We start from the raw sequence: 18,452 nt of genomic DNA, 5'->3' as shown, positions 1-18,452 counted from the left end.
TTTTGTGAGCGAACTCATTCGCGTACCTGACATCGGCAGCGGTGAAGGTGAAGTAATTGAACTGTTTGTGAAGGTCGGCGACCGTATCGAAGCCGACCAGAGCATCCTGACCCTGGAATCGGACAAGGCCAGCATGGAAGTGCCGGCCCCGAAAGCCGGCGTCATCAAGAGCCTGAAAGTGAAGCTGGGCGACCGTCTGAAAGAAGGCGACGAACTGCTGGAGCTGGAAGTCGAGGGCGCCGCTGAAGCGGCCCCTGCGCCTGCCGCGGCGCCTGCTGTAAAAGCTGAAGCCAAACCGGCTGCCGCTCCTGATGCTGCCGCGCCAGCCGCTGCCCCTGCTGCCGCTTCGGTTCAGCAAGTGCACGTGCCGGACATCGGTTCGTCGGGCAAGGCGCAGATCATCGAGATCCAGGTCAAGGTCGGCGACACCGTCGAAGCTGATCAATCGCTGATCACCCTTGAATCCGACAAGGCGAGCATGGAAATCCCGTCGCCTGCCGCTGGCGTGGTCAAGGCCATCAGCGTCAAGCTCAACGACGAAGTGGGTACTGGCGACCTGATTCTGGATCTGGAAGTGGCGGGTGCTGCGGCCCCTGCTGCTGCCGCTCCGGCTCAGGCTGCTGCGCCTGCCGCTGCTGCGCCTGCCCCGGCAGCCGCGCCAGCTGCACCGGTGGCCGACAGCGTTCAGGACATCCACGTTCCGGACATCGGTTCGGCCGGCAAGGCCAAGATCATCGAAGTGTTGGTCAAGGCTGGCGACACCGTCGAAGCTGATCAATCGCTGATCACTCTGGAATCCGACAAGGCGAGCATGGAAATCCCGTCGCCTGCCGCTGGCGTGGTCGAAAGCGTTTCCATCAAGCTGGATGACGAAGTCGGCACCGGCGACCTGATTCTGAAGCTGAAAGTCAAAGGCGCGGCCCCTTCTGCTGCCCCGGCTCCAGCTGCCGCTGCAAGTGCTCCGGCACCTGCCGCTGCTGCCCCGGCTGCCGCTGCACCTGCACCTGCTGCTACCGCACCAGCCGCCGCCCCGGCCAAGCCGGGCGCGAAAGTTCACGCCGGCCCTGCCGTGCGTCAACTGGCCCGCGAATTCGGCGTTGAACTGAACGCAGTCGGCGCCAGCGGTCCGCACGGTCGTATTCTGAAAGAAGACGTGCAGGTTTACGTCAAAGCGATGATGCAGAAGGCCAAGGAAGCACCGGCCGCTGCTGCTGGCGCTACCGGTGGTGCGGGCATCCCGCCGATTCCGGTCGTCGACTTCAGCCGTTTCGGCGAAATCGAAGAAGTGCCGATGACTCGCCTGATGCAAATCGGCGCGTCGAGCCTGCACCGCAGCTGGCTGAACATCCCGCACGTGACTCAGTTCGATTCGGCTGATATCACTGAGCTGGAAGCGTTCCGCGTCGCACAGAAAGCCGTTGCAGAGAAGGCCGGCGTCAAGCTGACCATCCTGCCGCTGCTGCTCAAGTCCTGCGCGCACATGCTCAAGGAGCTGCCGGACTTCAACAGTTCGCTGGCACCAAGCGGCAAGGCGATCATCCGCAAGAAGTACGTGAACATCGGCTTCGCCGTCGACACCCCGGATGGCCTGCTGGTACCGGTCATCAAGAACGTCGACCAGAAGAGTCTGTTGCAACTGGCAGCCGAAGCCGCTGCGCTGGCCGCCAAAGCCCGCGACAAGAAGCTTACCGCTGACGACATGCAAGGCGCCTGCTTCACCATTTCCAGCCTCGGCCACATTGGCGGCACCGGCTTCACGCCGATCGTCAACGCGCCGGAAGTGGCGATCCTCGGTGTTTCCAAGGCAACCATCCAGCCCGTCTGGGACGGCAAAGCCTTCCAGCCGAAACTGATGCTGCCGCTGTCGCTGTCCTACGATCACCGTGTGATCAACGGCGCCGCTGCCGCACGCTTCACCCAGCGTCTGGGCAGCCTGCTGGCGGACATCCGCACCATCCTGCTGTAATCCAGGCAGCCCTCCGGCGACGGAGGGCCGCTTGTGCACCACGTTTTCGAGCGCCACACGCTCGTACCTCAACCCCGCCAATTGGCGGGGCTTTTTTTGCCTGAAATAAACCAGGCTTCGTGTTTTTCCTACAAGTTGCGCTGACATCGGCCACGACTCCAGTCAACTTTACGCCGACTTATTCATCCAACTAACAACTAACCTTGGCACAGCAAGTTCATTAAACAAACTTGACACTAAAACTTGTTCAGCAATTCATTCGAATGGATTCGAGATGCTAAAACCAACTATCGGTCCGATTATCGGCCATGTAACAACTAATCATGCGCGCATATTTATCCGCGGCGACCGCCAGGACAACGCTACCGTGTTTGCCGGGATACGTTATCGCATCGCCGACACACAACAATGGTCTAACGGTATTTTCGCCAAATTGAGCGATCTGCGAGATATGTCGGAAGTGTTCGCACTCAACAACTTGAGCAGCGATACGGAATACGAATTTCAAGCAGGCTGGTTCAGCCCGATGAATCCGGTTCATACCCAGGACTCGGTGGCAGAACTGCCCCTGCAGTGGCCTCGGGAGATCTACCGTCTGCGCACCCGATCAACAGCAATGCACGCCAGGGCCTACATTGTCGGCTCCTGCCGCTACTTGCGCATGACCGCCGGCATTGCTGCCTTGCCCCAGTTGGGCGACCGGATCTTCGCGTCCATCAACCAATTGATCGAAGGCGCACAACCCCCGATCAGCGCCACGCTAATGACCGGCGATCAAATTTATGTCGACGACATGAACCTGCTGGCACCGGATCGCGAATACAAGGACATACTCAGCAAATACCGCGCGGCTTTCTCGCAACGCAATATAAAGCGATTAATGTCCAGCACTTCGACTTACATGATTCTCGACGACCATGAAATAGAAGATAACTGGCCGGCCAATGCGAGCAAGTCCGACGGCGCGTTATATCGCAATGCCATGGCGGCCTATGAGTTGTATCAAGCCAGTCACAGCCCGGTGCATCCGCTGACAACTAACGGCCAGATTAATCGCTCTTTACTTGAGCATTACTGGTATCAGTTCAGCGACGGTGATATCGAATGGTTCGTGACCGACAGCCGGACCCGACGCAACTTGTCGCCCGATGATCGACGCATCCTTGATGAGGCTCAAGAACATGCGCTGCTGGAGTGGCTGATCAACAGTCCGGCGCGGGTGAAGTTCGTAGTGACCAGCGTGATGTTCTACCCGGATCGCAAACGACTTGGCGACGATGCGTGGCAAGCCTTCCCGGAACAGCGCCTGCGCCTTCTGGAAACCATTCGCACCCGGCGGATCAAAAACGTGGTGTTCGTCTCGGGCGACGTGCACGGCTCGCTGACTGCGCGTCTGACCCACAGCGAAGATCCGGACTTTGAAGTTCACACCGTCGTTTCCTCGCCACTGTGCAACAGCAAATTGCTTCCGTACGCCAAAGCCTCGACTTTTATGCTCGATCAACCGCTGGTGCGTACAGCCACGGGGGACTACCGGCATGAACTGACCAGCACGGTGGTCAGTGAAGACAACTTTGCCCACGTGGTGGTCGAAGCCGATCAGATTCTGGTCAATTACCATGACCGCGATGGCAAGCAGCTACAGTCGATTGCCATAAAACTGCGTTAGGCCTTGAAAGATCGCAGCCTTGGGCAGCGCCTGCAAAGGTCAAATGTCCCTGGAGCAGCTGTCGCAAGCTGCGATCAATCGTTCTTTTCCGACAGACACTGGAGAAATGCCCCGCGCGGCCGACACATTCTTATAGCACTTGGCCTTCATCACTCTTGTCAGTCAGTGCCGCAATGATGCAACCTTGCCGCAGGCAACAGTAAAGAGGGCGAGAGCCCAGCGCGTTCAGCATATTTCCAAGCGAGTTTCCCTCCATGAAGAGCCAACCCGATGCCGCCAGCCGTATGGTGGCCGAGGTAGTGACGCAATTGCCGGTGCCCTCGCGGCTCGGCATGCTGCGTTTCGAGCGCTTGAATGAAGCCAGCTGGGCAATGCTGTTTCTTGATCCCAATTGCGAACGTCAATTCGGTCAACCGGCCGTTGAGCTGTGTGCTCTGGTCGGCTCGCCTTACGCCAGCCTGATGGAGCCGGAAGCGCGCTACCAGTTGCACGACACGATCCAGCTGCAACTCAGTGCCAGCCCGCATTATCTGGTGCGTTACACGCTACACACCCCTGCCGGCGTGCTGTCCATCCTGGAACTCGGCGAAGCCTACAAGCAGCACAACCGGCACTTGCTGCGCGGCTATTTGCTGGCAGTCGACAACGTATTCGATGAAACGCCGCTGCTGCCTTCAGTTGATCTAGAAACCCAGAATTCGCGCCTGCAAATCGCCCTCGAACTCAACCAGCGCGCCCAGCAGGAACAACTGCAGCATCTGGAGCGGGTACGTGCCCAGCAGGATCTGATTCTGCTGCTCGCCCGCCAGCGCTACAGCACGCACAACTCGCTGCAAGAAGCCGCCGAACTGATCACCCGCTGCGCCTGCGATATCTATGAAATCGACTGCGCCAGCCTGTGGAATCTTGAAGGCCAGCAACTGCTGCCGATCTCGGCTTACCACCGCGCGACCCAGGAATACATTCTCCCGGACGCAATCGACATCAGCGGCTTCCCTGATTACATGGACGCCCTGCACAGCAGCCGCGCCATCGACGCCCACAATGCCATGCGTGACCCGCGCACCCGCGAGATGGCCGAAGCGCTTCGCCCGCGCGACGTCAACGCCATGCTCGACGCCAGCATCCGCGTCGACGGCCATGTGGTCGGCGTGCTGTGTCTGGAGCAGACCGGCGTCACCCGTGCCTGGCAGTCCGATGAAATCGCCTTTGCCGGTGAACTGGCCGACCAGTTCGCCCAAGTCATCAACAACCACAATCGGCGCACCGCCACCAGCGCCTTGCACCTGTTCCAGCGTGCGGTCGAGCAAAGCGCCAATGCCTTTTTGCTGGTCAATTGCGACGGCGTGGTCGAGTACGTCAACCCGAGCTTCACCGCAATCACCCAGTACACCACCGAGGAAGTCCACGGCCAGCGCCTGTCGGAACTGCCGGCCTTGGAAAACCTCAGCGAGCTGCTGTTCGACGCGCCCTCGGCGCTGGCCAAGAGCAACAGCTGGCAGGGCGAATTCAAGAGCCGCCGGAAAAACCTCGAACCGTACTGGGGGCAGTTGTCGATCTCCAAGGTTTACGGCGACAACCGTGAGCTGACCCATTACATCGGCATCTACGAAGACATCACCCAGACCAAACTGGCGCAGCAGCGCATCGAACGTCTGGCGTACACCGACAACCTGACCAACCTCGGCAACCGCCCGGCGTTCATCCGCAACCTCGACGAACGCTTCGCCCGCGATACCGATACTCCGATCAGCCTGCTGCTGGTCGACATCGACAACTTCAAGCGCATCAACGACAGCCTTGGCCACCAGACCGGCGACAAACTGCTGATCAGTCTGGCCCGGCGGTTGCGCAACAGCCTGAGCTCGAGCGGCAGCCTCGCCCGGTTCGCCAGTAACGAATTCGCAGTGCTGCTCGACGACACCGACCTTGAGGTCGGCCAGCAGATCGCCAGCCAGTTGCTGATGACCCTCGACAAACCGATGTTCGTCGACAACCAGTTGATCAGCGTCACCGGTTCCGTGGGCCTTGCCTGCGCGCCCCTGCACGGCCGCGACCCGCAAACCCTGATGCGTAACGCCGGTTTGGCCCTGCACAAGGCCAAAGCCAACGGTAAACATCAGGTGCAAGTCTTCACCGAAGCGCTGAACGCCGAGGCCAGCTACAAGCTGTTCGTCGAGAACAACCTGCGGCGCGCCCTGACCCAGAACGAGCTGGACGTGTTCTACCAGCCCAAGCTCTGCCTGCGCAGTGGTCGCTTGCTGGGAATGGAAGCGCTGTTGCGCTGGAATCATCCGGAGCGCGGCATGATTCGTCCGGATCAGTTCATCAGCGTCGCCGAAGAAACCGGCCTGATCATTCCGATCGGCAAATGGATCGCCCGTCAGGCCTGCCGCATGAGCAAAGCGTTGACCGCTGCCGGTCTGGGCAATCTGCAAGTGGCGATCAATCTGTCGCCCAAGCAGTTCTCCGATCCGGATCTGGTCGCGTCCATCGCCAACATCCTCAAGGAAGAAGCGCTGCCGGCCAATCTGCTGGAGCTGGAACTGACCGAAGGCCTGCTGCTGGAAGCCACCGAAGACACGCACTTGCAACTTGATCAACTCAAGCGCCTGGGCCTGACCCTGGCCATGGATGACTTCGGTACCGGCTATTCGTCGCTCAGCTACCTGAAAAAATTCCCGATCGACGTCATCAAGATCGATCGCAGCTTTATCCACGAAATCCCCGACAACCAGGACGACATGGAAATCACCTCTGCGGTGATCGCCATGGCCCACAACCTGAAACTCAAGGTCGTGGCCGAAGGCATCGAGACCGCCGAGCAACTGGCGTTCCTGCGTCGCCATCGTTGCGATGTGGGTCAAGGCTACCTGTTCGACCGGCCGATCCCCGGCGCCGAACTGATCCAGGCCCTCAAACGCTACCCGCGCGGCCCGCTCTGCCTCTGATCTCGCCGCTCCCTAATGTAGGAGCTGCCGCAGGCTGCGATCTTTTGATCCTGTTTTTTAAAGACAAGATCAAAAGATCGCAGCCTTCGGCAGCTCCTACATTGAATAGTGCGAAATCGGGCATCATTGGGCACACTGGCGGTCTACTTTTTTACATCCCATCCTGACTGAGAGGAACGATCATGGTTCTGCGCTCGGAAATTCTGGTGAACAAAAACGTGCTCCCGACTAAAGAACAAGCTCTGCCCGGCCGCGAAACCGCGATGACCCTGCCTGAAAAGCACTTCGTCTTCGAAGAAACCCCGCTGCTCGGCCCGTTTTTCCAGGACGTCGATTTCGCAATCTTCGGTCTGGGCTGCTTCTGGGGCGCCGAGCGTCGCTTCTGGCAGCGCGAAGGCGTGGTCAGCACGGTGGTTGGTTATGCCGGTGGCTTCACGCCGAACCCGACTTACGAAGAAGTCTGCTCGGGTCTGACCGACCATGCCGAAGTGGTGCTGGTGGTGTATGACAAGGCGCAAGTCAGCTACGAAGAACTGCTGGCGATGTTCTGGGAACTGCATAACCCGACTCAGGGCATGCGTCAGGGCAACGACATCGGCACGCAGTACCGCTCGGTGATCTACGCGACCTCGCCAGAGCAACTGGATGCCGCGCTGGCGAGCAAGGCGACCTATCAGGCTGAACTGTCGAAAGCGGGCCTGGGTGAAATCAGCACCGAGATCGAACAGGCACCGACCGTGTACTTTGCCGAAACTTATCACCAGCAATACCTGGCGAAAAACCCGGAAGGCTACTGCGGGATTGGCGGCACCGGTGTGTGCATGCCACCGAGTCTGGCCGGTAACTAAGCCTTAAAGCAAAAGATCGCAGACTTCGGCAGCTCCTACAGGGATCGAGATCGTCCACAAATGTGTGAGCGTTCACCGAACCCTGTAGGAGCTGCCGCAGGCTGCGATCTTTTGATCCTGCCGTTGATCAGCTCTCGGCAATCAACCAATCCATCTGCCAGCCGCCCTGGGTCTGGCCTAATTTTTTGGACAACCACGGCAGCAGCTCTCGCAACTCTTCCTCCAGCCCCCACGGCGGATTGGCAATCGCCATTCCCGAGCCGTTCAGGCTGTTCGGCGTATCCAATGGATGCACCAACAACTCCACGCGCAACAATTTCGGCGCACCAGTGCCGGCCAGATCCTGATAGAAACGGCGCAAGGCACGCTGATCCTTCACCGGGTACCAGATCGCCGCCACGGTTTGACGCATCCGGCCAATGGCCTCTTTCATCGACGCCGCACAACGCTGCATTTCATCGAGCTGCTCGAACGGCGGATCAATCAACATCACCGCGCGCTTCTCCTGCACCGGCAACATCGCCCGTGCAACATGCCAGCCCTCGCCCAGATGCACTTTCACCCGACGATCGCCGGCCATGTTGTCTTTGAGCAGCACGCCGTCTTCAGGGTGCTTTTCGTTGAGCATCACCCGATCCTGCGGCCGGGTCAGACGCCGCGCCAGCTCCGGCGAACCCGGGTAGTAGCGCAACTGGCCATCCGGGTTCATCTCGTGCAGCACTTTCATGTAATCGGCGGTCAGCGCCGGCAGATCCGGCTGATCCCACAAGCGCGCAATGCCTTCCAGGTACTCGCCGGTACGGTTGGCCTGATCGCCCTGCAAGTCATACAGACCAATGCCGGCGTGGCTGTCGAGATAGGCAAACGGCTGCTCCTTGCGCGACATCAGGGCGATGAGGCGGGTCAAGGTCAGGTGTTTGAACACATCGGCGTGATTGCCGGCATGGAAGGCGTGACGATAATTCATGATTGCTCCTGCGAAGGCCGCGAAGTTTACCTTTTACCGGGCGGCAAGTCAGGGGTTGGTAGCCGAGCGGGCAAAAGCCTTCCCCTCACCCTAGCCCTCTCCCGCTGGGAGAGGGGACTGACGGTGGCGATCTCGCGAGTTACATCGACTTGAAAGATCAACGTGATCTCAGGCTTGGCCAATCGTAGATCGCCGCAGGAGTCGCAAGTCGGCGTACATCACCCATACAACTCGGTCAGTTCCCTCTCCCTCTGGGAGAGGGTTAGGGTGAGGGGCTCTTGCTTTTATGGCATTGCGCGCAACCGCGCGCCGATGACATCCAGCACATCACAGCCGTCGCGCAGCGGAATCACGCAGAGCAGGGCGAAGTCGCTGAGGATGACGGAGTCGCATTCGACCGAGCCGCGCATGCACATGTTTTCCAGGACCTGGATCACGGCGCGCAGGCGATGGTTGGCGGCGTCCAGGAGGATGTCGAGGGGGACGTGGGTGTCGATGAACAGGGTGGGCATGTCGCTGCAATTGCCGGTCAGGGCCATGAAGCGGTTGTCAGGATGGGGGATGATTTTTTCGTAGGGTGGATCGGGTTTTAGTGTTGGCATCTTTTATTAACCTAGGTGGATAAATTGTAGCTACCACCATCCTTCCTACAGGTTTGGGTGGCAGCCGTACGCGAGAGTAGGAAACTGAAGATCCACCAACTCAGCTCACGCCGAAGCGTGTCCCGCGCACAGCCGCCGCGAACGATGTTACGGGCACAAATTAAGTGCCGCAATCAAACGACAGCGATGATGCACGGTGGATCTAGGGTTCCTACACCCTGTCACCACTCTCGCAGTGACAACGAAAAGCCTACCCCTGCAACCCACCGCCCACCAGTTCATGAAAACCGCCGCAACTCGAAGGAAACGTCCGAGGCCTTCGCCCGGAAATCTCACACCGACTCTGCCAGCAAAAACTCCAATAACGCCGATTGTGACGATTCTTCCGACACTGCAACCCGGAAAAACTGCCTGACCTTGCAGCGCAGAACAGCCTCGGAAAATGCCTCGTACAACGCAGGATGTTGCTCACTCAGCCACTGCACAGCATTGCTGACCTGAACCTCATCACCATTCAAGGCCAACACCGAATCAGGCACCGTCCACCAAGGAAACATCAGCCCCGAAACCTGTGCCCTGCCCCCGATATCAACAGGCTGACCATTGATGAGTCCGCGCGCGACCACCGGCAACAGCTGCGCCGATTCCACTTCTTCAGACTGCAGGATCGGCAACAGAAACCGCCCATCCCAAAAACGGAAAAACACAGCCTTCCCGTCCGGCATCAACACTTGCGTCAGGCTGCGAAAATGCTCGATCACCACTTCAAGGCTCGCCGAAGAAACCGCCAACCACCCCCAGTCGCGGGACTCGGTAGTCGCCACCCAATCCAGGAACTCACTGTCCGCCGCGACAATTCCCACGAAGGGCATCACCGCATCCCACTCGGCGTAGATCGTGTCCGCCCAAACCGGGCTCGGCGCCAACTGCATCGGCGGCTTGGCAGCGCTGGCATTACTGAAAATCGCGAACAACTGCTCCGACGGTTTCAGCGGCTCACGCGCTAGCCATGCGTGCGGATCAAGACATTCAGGCTGCACAGACACCCTCCTTGCAGCGCTCACACTCTTCGCAGAATGGCGCGTCACCTTTGAAACTCATGATCTGCGCGGCCGTCAGCATCGCTGCCGGGGCCGCTACCAAATTTTCCGGCAGCCCCGGCACACTCGGCGCCGCATTCATTGCTACCATCGGCGCGCCACCCACCACAATCGGCACGCTGCTGAAAATTCCGCCGGAGCCGATGTTGATCCACTGTCCACCGGCCTGAATCGTCGCGCTGGCGCCGCCGTCAATCACCACTTGCTGGCCGGCGCTGACGTGGAATTGCGCACTGGCGCTGGTCGCCTGATTGCCCACGCGGATATGCCGATCGCCAACGACGGTCAGATGATCGTCCTGCCTCACTTCAGTCTGGCGTTGGCCATGGGTGATGCGTTGTTCGTCAGCCTTCAACTCATGCCTGGCGATGCCGGTGACGACGATGCTGCGCTGGTTGTCGACCTGCACTTGTTGATCATTCAACACATGCTGGGTCCAGTTGCGCTGGGCGCGCAGGTAAATTTCCTCGGCGCCTTTTTTATCCTCGATGCGCAGTTCGTTGTAGCCACCGCCGCCGGGGCTGCTCTGGCTGCGGAAGATGCTGCGGGTCTTGTCCGCTGGCAGATCCAGTGGCACCGGGGTCGCTGCGTTTGGCAGACACCCCATCACCAGCGGTTTATCCGCGTCGGCATCGATGAAACCGACCAGCACTTCCATGCCGACCCTTGGAATCAACACGCTGCCGTAACGATCGTGAGCCCAGCCAGTGGCAACTCGCAGCCAGCAACTGGCGTGTTCGTTGAACTCGCCGTCGCGATCCCAGGCCAGTTGCACCTTGACCCGCCCGTATTCGTCGCAATGGATTTCGCTGTCCTGCGGCCCGGTGACGACGGCCGGTTGATAGCCGAGCATCCTTGGCTTTTCGGGCCCCAAGGCTGGACGAAAGAACACGTCCCACGGCGTCGCGAAAAAGGTATTACGGTAACCACGGAATTCTTCCCCATCGCTGGTCACCGATTCCTCCAGCACTTGCGGCTGCCGACCACGGTGTTCGATGGCGGTGAGCAGCCACAGATCATTCCAATCCTGACGCGGATGCCCGGTCAGTTGCAGGAAATGTCCACAAGCCAGTGCGGACTCATCGCTAATGCCTTCGGCCTGTCGGTAATCAGCGACATGTCGCTCAAGTGCGCGCTGGGCGAGGTGCTTGCCGGTTTCACGGTCGTTGAATTGACCGGGAAAGTGGTAATCCTCCAGCACGGGGTTCTGTTCGCCGTCGATACGACTCTGCAGTTGCAAGCGCGGCTTCTCGAAGTTGTAGTCGCGCCGGGTGACCACACTGGTACGAGTTTCTACGCGAACATTGAAGCGCTGAATCGCCGGCGCCCCGCCTGCCATGCCAGTGCCCGGCAAATAAAGGGTCGACTCGGCCAGTCGCGGGAACACCGTTTGATCGTCGCCGAACACCAACAGGTGGCCTTCGGGACTGTGCTGAAAATGGTAGTGAATGCCGACTTCGGCGCACAGGCGCTGGATAAACGCGAGATCACTCTCTGCGTATTGCACGCAATATTCGCGCACCGGGTATTCGCTGCCGAGGCGAAATTCGAAGGCGTCGCGCAGGATCGCGTGGTCCTTGAGCAGCTGCGCAACGATCTGCGGCACGCTCTGGTGCTGGAATATCCGCTGATTGATGCGGTGCCCGAGGTACGTCAGACGCGGGACAAGGCTCAGGTGATAACGCGTAAGACGTTTCCCGGAGTCGCCCTGTCCGACCTGATAGATCTGACCGTGAATACCGGAACCATCCGCAGCAAAGCTCAGAAACGCCTGACGGTGCAGCAGGCTTTCGAGGTCCAGGTCCGGCCGCTCACTGACCAGCTCCAGCTCGAAGCGAAAGGGTTGGCTGATGGCTTCCGTGCCCGTGAACTCAAGGACTTTGAGGTCGTGCGGGGCGCCTTCGAGGGTCAACGTGAAACGCGGTTGATTGGCAGGCGCGAACATCCGATGTCTCTCTGCAGAATGAAGGGCGGGCGATTCTGCATGAGAGGCAAGGGAGGCTGGGTGGGTGACGAAAAAATCAGATTTGCCCTACTTTGACCGTCTAAATGCCCTACTCAAATTGCCGCATCCAACTACAGACAGATCCCTCGAACCCTGCACCGAACCCTGTGGGAACTGGCTTGCCAGCGAAGGGGCCAGCACATTTAACAGATGCAGTGACTGACAAGCCGCCATCGCTGGCAAGCCAGCTCCCACAGGGTTCTCCAGTGTTCTATAGAAATCACAGGCACAAAAAAACGGCCCGCCTCCTTATGGGAGACGGGCCGTTTTAGTGAGCCTCAGCTCAGAACAATCACTTGTTCAGGTTGTAATCTTTTTCTGCCGCTTCGAAACGCTGCACCATGCCAGCCGTCGGCTTACCGAGCTTGCTGACGATGTAGATGACCAGGCTGGCGAGGATGAAGCCCGGGATGATTTCGTACAGACCCATCACGTCCAGCTGCTTCCAGGCGACCACGGTGATCGCGCCGACCAGAATACCGGCCAGTGCGCCGTCACGGGTCATGCCTTTCCAGATTACCGAGATCAACACAACCGGACCGAATGCTGCACCGAAACCGGCCCAGGCATAGCTGACCAGACCCAGAACCTGGTTTTTCGGGTTAGCGGCCAGTGCGATGGCAACCAGTGCAACCAGCAACACCATGGCGCGACCGACCCATACCAGCTCTTTCTGCGAAGCGGTCTTGCGAATGAACGCTTTGTAGAAGTCTTCGGTCAGGGCGCTCGAGCACACCAGCAACTGGCAGCTCAGGGTGCTCATGACAGCCGCGAGGATGGCCGACAGCAGAACCCCGGCAACCCATGGGTTGAACAGCAGCTTGGCCAGTTCGATGAACACACGCTCGCTGTTTTCGGTCACCGGACCCGCTACTTCCGGGTGCGCCGAGAAGTAAGCAATACCGAAGAAGCCCACGGCCACGGTACCGCCCAGGCACAGGATCATCCAGGCCATGGAGATGCGACGCGCCTTGGCAATTGATTTGACCGAATCCGCAGCCATGAAACGCGCAAGGATGTGCGGCTGGCCGAAGTAGCCCAGACCCCAGCCCAGCAGCGAGATGATGCCGATGAAGGTCGTGCCTTTGAGCATGTCGAAGTTGCTTGGATCTTGTGCTTCGATCGCCAGGAACGTGGTATCGACGCCACCAGTGGCCAGCAGCACGATAATCGGCGTCAGGATCAGCGCGAAGATCATCAGCGTGGCTTGTACGGTGTCAGTCCAGCTCACCGCGAGGAAACCACCGACGAAGGTGTAGGCAATCGTTGCCGCAGCACCGGCCCACAGCGCCGTCTCGTAGCTCATGCCGAAAGTGCTTTCGAACAGACGGGCGCCAGCGACGATGCCCGAAGCGCAGTAAATGGTGAAGAACACCAGAATCACAACGGCCGAGATAATCCGCAGCAGCCCGCTTTTGTCTTCGAAACGGCTGGCGAAGTAATCAGGCAGGGTCAGTGCGTCGCCGTTGTGCTCGGTCTGCACGCGCAGACGGCCGGCAACGAACAGCCAGTTCAGGTAGGCACCGACGATCAGGCCGATAGCGATCCAGCTTTCGGAAAGACCGGACATATAGATGGCGCCCGGCAGGCCCATCAACAACCAGCCGCTCATGTCGGAAGCACCGGCAGACAGTGCGGTCACGACGCTGCCCAGGCTACGGCCGCCCAGAATGTAGTCAGAAAGGTTGTTGGTGGAGCGATAGGCCATGAGACCGATCAGCACCATTACTGCGATGTAGATCACGAATGTGATCAGGGTTGGATTACTTACGCTCATTGAGTTACGCCCTGGCTTTGTTTTTATGTAGCGGCGGTGGTGAACCGCTCGCAAACGACGACGTTTGGCAGACGATCCGGATCCCGCGCATTTAGGACTGATGTTTCCCCAGGAAAGCCATCAGCCGGGTACATCGGGTATTCCGGTTGCACCTTGGGCGCGAATGCTATGCAACAAATCAAATAAGGTGCAACCAGTTTCGCGAGAATAAGTTGCACCTAGTCGGATTTATCGACGACGACCCCGTTTTTGCTCCCTTTTGTAACAGTTATGACGTTTTGCTAGAAGCAAAAGCACCAAACAGGAGCAGCACTTTCGTACCAGAAAATATTTCCTGACGAGCTGCCTGTATTTCCGACAAAAAAAGGGTTGCACCCGGTTGCACCTCATTCAGCGCACGGCTAATCTTGCCGCCAGCTGATGCCACGCAACTGTGGCAACCATGAGGATAAAAATATGGCTACCACCACCCTTGGGGTCAAACTCGATGACCCGACCCGCGAGCGCCTGAAGGCCGCCGCAACCTCGATTGATCGTACGCCGCACTGGCTGATCAAGCAGGCAATTTTCAATTACCTGGAAAAACTCGAGGGTGGTGCAACCCTGACCGAGCTGAACGGCTTGTCCGCCAAGGACGCCGACGACTCGGGCGAAGTCCACAACGATCACGCCCACCAGTGCTTCCTGGAGTTCGCAGAAAGCATTCTGCCGCAATCGGTGCTGCGCGCCTCCATCACTGCCGCTTACCGCCGCCCTGAGCCGGAAGTGGTACCGATGCTGATCGAGCAGGCTCGCCTGCCGGTCGCAATGGCCGAAGCCACCAACAAACTCGCGGCGTCCATCGCAGAAAAGCTGCGCAACCAGAAAAGTGCCGGCGGTCGTGCAGGCATTGTTCAAGGTCTGTTGCAGGAATTTTCCCTGTCGTCCCAGGAAGGCGTGGCGCTGATGTGCCTGGCCGAAGCGCTGCTGCGTATCCCGGACAAGGGCACTCGCGATGCGCTGATCCGCGACAAGATCAGCACCGGCAACTGGCACCCGCACTTGGGCAACAGCCCGTCGCTGTTCGTCAACGCCGCCACTTGGGGTCTGCTGCTGACCGGCAAACTGGTGTCGACGCATAACGAAGCCGGCCTGACTTCGTCGCTGAGCCGCATCATCGGCAAGAGCGGCGAGCCGATGATCCGCAAGGGCGTCGACATGGCCATGCGCCTGATGGGCGAGCAGTTCGTGACCGGCGAGACCATTGCCGAAGCACTGGCCAACGCGAGCAAGTTCGAAACCAAGGGCTTCCGCTACTCCTACGACATGCTTGGTGAAGCAGCGCTGACCGAACACGACGCGCAAAAGTACCTGGCGTCGTACGAACAAGCGATCCACTCGATCGGCAAAGCCTCTCACGGTCGTGGGATTTATGAAGGCCCGGGCATCTCGATCAAGCTGTCGGCACTGCACCCGCGTTACAGCCGTGCGCAGTACGAGCGCGTGATGGAAGAGCTGTACCCGCGCCTGCTGTCGCTGACCTTGCTGGCCAAGCAATACGACATCGGCCTGAACATCGACGCTGAAGAAGCTGACCGTCTCGAACTGTCGCTGGATCTGCTCGAGCGCCTGTGCTTCGAACCGCAATTGACTGGCTGGAACGGCATCGGTTTCGTCATCCAGGCTTACCAGAAGCGCTGCCCGTATGTGATCGACTACGTGATTGACCTGGCTCGCCGTAGCCGTCATCGCCTGATGATCCGCCTGGTGAAAGGCGCGTATTGGGACAGCGAAATCAAGCGCGCCCAGGTCGAAGGCCTGGAAGGCTACCCGGTCTACACCCGCAAGGTGTACACCGACGTTTCCTACATCGCTTGCGCACGCAAACTGCTGTCGGTGCCGGAAGTCATCTACCCGCAGTTCGCCACGCACAATGCCCACACCCTGTCGGCCATTTACCATATTGCCGGTCAGAACTATTACCCCGGCCAGTACGAATTCCAGTGCCTGCACGGCATGGGCGAACCGCTCTACGAGCAGGTTGTAGGCAAAGTTTCCGAAGGCAAACTGAACCGTCCGTGCCGCGTGTACGCACCGGTTGGCACTCACGAAACCCTGCTGGCGTACCTCGTGCGTCGTCTGCTGGAAAACGGTGCAAACACTTCGTTCGTCAACCGCATCGCCGACCAGTCGATTTCGATTCAGGAGCTGGTGGCCGATCCGGTTGCCCAGATCGAGCAGATGGCGACCGTGGAAGGTGGCTTCGGCCTGCCGCATCCGCGTATCCCGCTGCCGCGTGACCTTTATGGTGCCGAGCGCGCCAACTCCAGCGGCATCGACATGGCCAACGAACACCGTTTGGCGTCGTTGTCCTGCGCTTTGCTCGCCACCGCACACAACGACTGGAAAGCCGCGCCGATGCTCGGTTGCGCTTCCAGCACCGAAACGCCTGCGCCAGTGCTGAACCCTTCGGATCACCGTGATGTGGTCGGCCACGTGCAGGAAGCTACGGTTGAAGACGTCGACAACGCTATTCAATGCGCCCTGAACGCTGCGCCGATCTGGCAGGCCACCCCGCCCGCTGAACGTGCCGCGATTCTGGAGCGTGCCGCTGATTTGATGGAAGGCGAGATCCAGCCGCTGATGGGCCTGTTGGCTCGCGAAGCCGGCAAAACGTTTGCCAACGCCATCGCCGAAGTCCGCGAAGCTGTCGACTTCCTGCGTTATTACGCGGTGCAGGCACGCAACGACTTCAGCAATGACGCCCACCGCCCACTGGGCCCTGTGGTGTGTATCAGCCCGTGGAACTTCCCGTTGGCGATCTTCAGCGGTCAAGTCGCCGCCGCTCTGGCTGCCGGTAACCCGGTACTGGCCAAACCGGCCGAACAAACCCCGCTGGTGGCGGCTCAGGCTGTGCGCCTGATGCTCGAAGCCGGGATTCCGGAAGGCGTGCTGCAACTGCTGCCGGGTCGCGGCGAAACCGTCGGCGCTGGCCTGGTCGGTGATGATCGCGTCAAAGGCGTGATGTTCACAGGCTCCACCGAAGTCGCGCGTCTGCTGCAACGCAACATCGCTGGTCGCCTCGACAACCAGGGTCGTCCGATTCCGCTGATCGCCGAAACCGGTGGCCAGAACGCGATGATCGTCGACTCGTCTGCTCTGACTGAACAAGTCGTGATCGACGTAGTGTCCTCGGCGTTCGACAGCGCTGGTCAGCGTTGCTCGGCCCTGCGCGTACTGTGCTTGCAGGAAGATTCTGCTGATCGCGTCATCGAAATGCTTAAAGGTGCCATGGCTGAATCCCGCCTCGGTAACCCTGAACGTCTGTCCGTGGACATTGGCCCGGTGATCGACGCCGAAGCCAAGGCCAGCATCGACAAGCACATCCAGGGCATGCGCGACAAAGGTCGTAACGTGTATCAGGTGGCTATCGCTGACACCGAAGAAGTCAAACGCGGCACCTTCGTCATGCCGACCCTGATCGAACTGGAAAGCTTCGACGAGTTGCAACGCGAGATCTTCGGCCCGGTGCTGCACGTGGTTCGCTACAAGCGTAAAGAGATCGACCAGTTGATCGGCCAGATCAACGCTTCCGGTTATGGCCTGACCCTCGGCGTGCACACCCGTATCGACGAGACCATCGCCAAGGTGATCGACAACGTCAACGCCGGTAACGTCTACGTCAACCGCAACATCGTCGGTGCCGTGGTCGGCGTGCAGCCGTTCGGCGGCGAAGGCTTGTCGGGGACTGGCCCGAAAGCCGGTGGCCCGCTGTACCTGTATCGCTTGCTGTCGACGCGTCCGACCGATGCTATCGAACAATCCTTCGCTCGCGGTGATGCTGCCGTAGCCCCGGACGTTCGTCTGCGTGACGCCATGAGCAAGCCGTTGACCGCCCTGAAAGCCTGGGCTGACAGCAACAAGTTCGCTGACCTGAGCACCCTGTGTGTGCAGTACGCCGCGCAATCGCAAAGCGGCATTACCCGCGTGCTGGCCGGCCCGACCGGTGAGAAGAACAGCTACGCGATCCTGCCGCGTGAACACGTGTTGTGCCTGGCGGACGTTGAAGGCGATCTGCTGACCCAACTGGCCGCGGTACTGGCTGTAGGCGGTTCGGCGGTATGGCCAGAGTCCGACATCAGCAAGGCATTGTTCGCACGTCTGCCGAAGGAAATTCAGGCGCGGATCAAACTGGTAGCCGACTGGAACAAGGACGACGTGGTATTCGATGCCGTTCTGCACCACGGCCACTCCGACCAGTTGCGCGGCGTTTGCCAGCAGATTGCCAAACGTGCCGGCGCGATCGTTGGGGTTCAGGGCTTGTCCCAGGGCGAGACCAACATTGCGCTGGAGCGCCTGGTGATTGAGCGCGCATTGAGCGTTAACACCGCTGCGGCGGGTGGCAATGCGAGTTTGATGACCATCGGTTAGTACCGAAAAACGGGCACCTGCATAGGTGCCCGGCATGGCAACAATCCCTGTGGGAGCTGGCTTGCCAGCGATAGCGATGTGTCAGTCACCATTAATGTTGACTGATCTGCCGCCATCGCTGGCAAGCCAGCTCCCACAGTGTTTTGGGGTGTTTGTT

10 protein-coding genes are annotated in these 18,452 nt (G+C 59.5%); 5 read left to right on the top strand and 5 right to left on the bottom strand.

The annotated features are described in order from the left end of the window. The first annotated feature begins 4 nt into the window (after positions 1 to 4). From aceF to msrA, 4 genes are all read left to right on the top strand, one after another. Entirely contained in the window at positions 5 to 1,966 is a 1,962-nt protein-coding gene (gene aceF / locus IEQ42_RS06580) for a dihydrolipoyllysine-residue acetyltransferase (protein WP_210702959.1), read from the top strand. A 274-nt stretch (positions 1,967 to 2,240) separates the two neighbouring features. Then, positions 2,241 to 3,635 (top strand): alkaline phosphatase D family protein, encoded by a 1,395-nt coding sequence (locus tag IEQ42_RS06575; RefSeq protein WP_210702958.1) that lies wholly within the window; start codon positions 2,241 to 2,243, stop codon positions 3,633 to 3,635. 254 nt (positions 3,636 to 3,889) lie between these two features. Then, complete coding sequence (locus IEQ42_RS06570; protein ID WP_210702957.1) at positions 3,890 to 6,586, top strand: putative bifunctional diguanylate cyclase/phosphodiesterase; 2,697 nt, start codon at positions 3,890 to 3,892, stop codon at positions 6,584 to 6,586. A 182-nt stretch (positions 6,587 to 6,768) separates the two neighbouring features. Further along, complete coding sequence (gene msrA / locus IEQ42_RS06565; RefSeq protein ID WP_210702956.1) at positions 6,769 to 7,434, top strand: peptide-methionine (S)-S-oxide reductase MsrA; 666 nt, start codon at positions 6,769 to 6,771, stop codon at positions 7,432 to 7,434. 127 nt (positions 7,435 to 7,561) lie between these two features. On the opposite strand, the gene IEQ42_RS06560 is transcribed toward msrA, so the two are convergent. From IEQ42_RS06560 to putP, 5 genes are all read right to left on the bottom strand, one after another. Then, complete coding sequence (locus tag IEQ42_RS06560) at positions 7,562 to 8,401, bottom strand: 23S rRNA (adenine(2030)-N(6))-methyltransferase RlmJ (protein ID WP_150593982.1); 840 nt, start codon at positions 8,399 to 8,401, stop codon at positions 7,562 to 7,564. Between the two features lie 284 nt (positions 8,402 to 8,685). Beyond that, positions 8,686 to 9,003: a hypothetical protein gene (locus IEQ42_RS06555; protein WP_210702955.1), complete on the bottom strand. Its 318-nt coding sequence runs from the start codon at positions 9,001 to 9,003 to the stop codon at positions 8,686 to 8,688. Between the two features lie 332 nt (positions 9,004 to 9,335). Next, positions 9,336 to 10,043: a DUF4123 domain-containing protein gene (locus IEQ42_RS06550; protein ID WP_210702954.1), complete on the bottom strand. Its 708-nt coding sequence runs from the start codon at positions 10,041 to 10,043 to the stop codon at positions 9,336 to 9,338. Next, on the bottom strand, positions 10,033 to 12,048 hold the full coding sequence (locus IEQ42_RS06545) for a type VI secretion system Vgr family protein (RefSeq protein ID WP_210702953.1): 2,016 nt from the start codon (positions 12,046 to 12,048) through the stop codon (positions 10,033 to 10,035). Before IEQ42_RS06545 ends, IEQ42_RS06550 begins: the two co-directional genes overlap by 11 nt. Before the next feature lie 352 nt (positions 12,049 to 12,400). Continuing rightward, entirely contained in the window at positions 12,401 to 13,885 is a 1,485-nt protein-coding gene (gene putP / locus IEQ42_RS06540) for a sodium/proline symporter PutP (protein ID WP_210702952.1), read from the bottom strand. A gap of 456 nt (positions 13,886 to 14,341) precedes the next feature. On the opposite strand from putP, the gene putA reads away from it, so the two are divergent. After that, positions 14,342 to 18,295 (top strand): trifunctional transcriptional regulator/proline dehydrogenase/L-glutamate gamma-semialdehyde dehydrogenase, encoded by a 3,954-nt coding sequence (putA, locus tag IEQ42_RS06535; RefSeq protein WP_210702951.1) that lies wholly within the window; start codon positions 14,342 to 14,344, stop codon positions 18,293 to 18,295. Positions 18,296 to 18,452 lie beyond the last annotated feature (157 nt).

The sequence above is a fragment of the Pseudomonas iridis genome (assembly GCF_017980685.1).
Classification (GTDB): Bacteria; Pseudomonadota; Gammaproteobacteria; order Pseudomonadales; family Pseudomonadaceae; genus Aquipseudomonas; species Aquipseudomonas iridis.
Note: the sequence above shows the minus strand (reverse complement) of the source record. Positions and strands in the feature narration are given on the sequence as shown.

Bases quoted from the DNA above. Each gene is read 5' to 3' on its own strand.
- IEQ42_RS06575 (WP_210702958.1), top strand. From the start codon at position 2,241: ATGCTAAAACCAACTATCGGTCCGATTATCGGCCATGTAACAACTAAT.
- IEQ42_RS06570 (WP_210702957.1), top strand. From the start codon at position 3,890: ATGAAGAGCCAACCCGATGCCGCCAGCCGTATGGTGGCCGAGGTAGTG.
- msrA (WP_210702956.1), top strand. From the start codon at position 6,769: ATGGTTCTGCGCTCGGAAATTCTGGTGAACAAAAACGTGCTCCCGACT.
- IEQ42_RS06560 (WP_150593982.1), bottom strand. From the start codon at position 8,401: ATGAATTATCGTCACGCCTTCCATGCCGGCAATCACGCCGATGTGTTC.
- IEQ42_RS06555 (WP_210702955.1), bottom strand. From the start codon at position 9,003: ATGCCAACACTAAAACCCGATCCACCCTACGAAAAAATCATCCCCCAT.
- IEQ42_RS06545 (WP_210702953.1), bottom strand. From the start codon at position 12,048: ATGTTCGCGCCTGCCAATCAACCGCGTTTCACGTTGACCCTCGAAGGC.
- putP (WP_210702952.1), bottom strand. From the start codon at position 13,885: ATGAGCGTAAGTAATCCAACCCTGATCACATTCGTGATCTACATCGCA.
- putA (WP_210702951.1), top strand. From the start codon at position 14,342: ATGGCTACCACCACCCTTGGGGTCAAACTCGATGACCCGACCCGCGAG.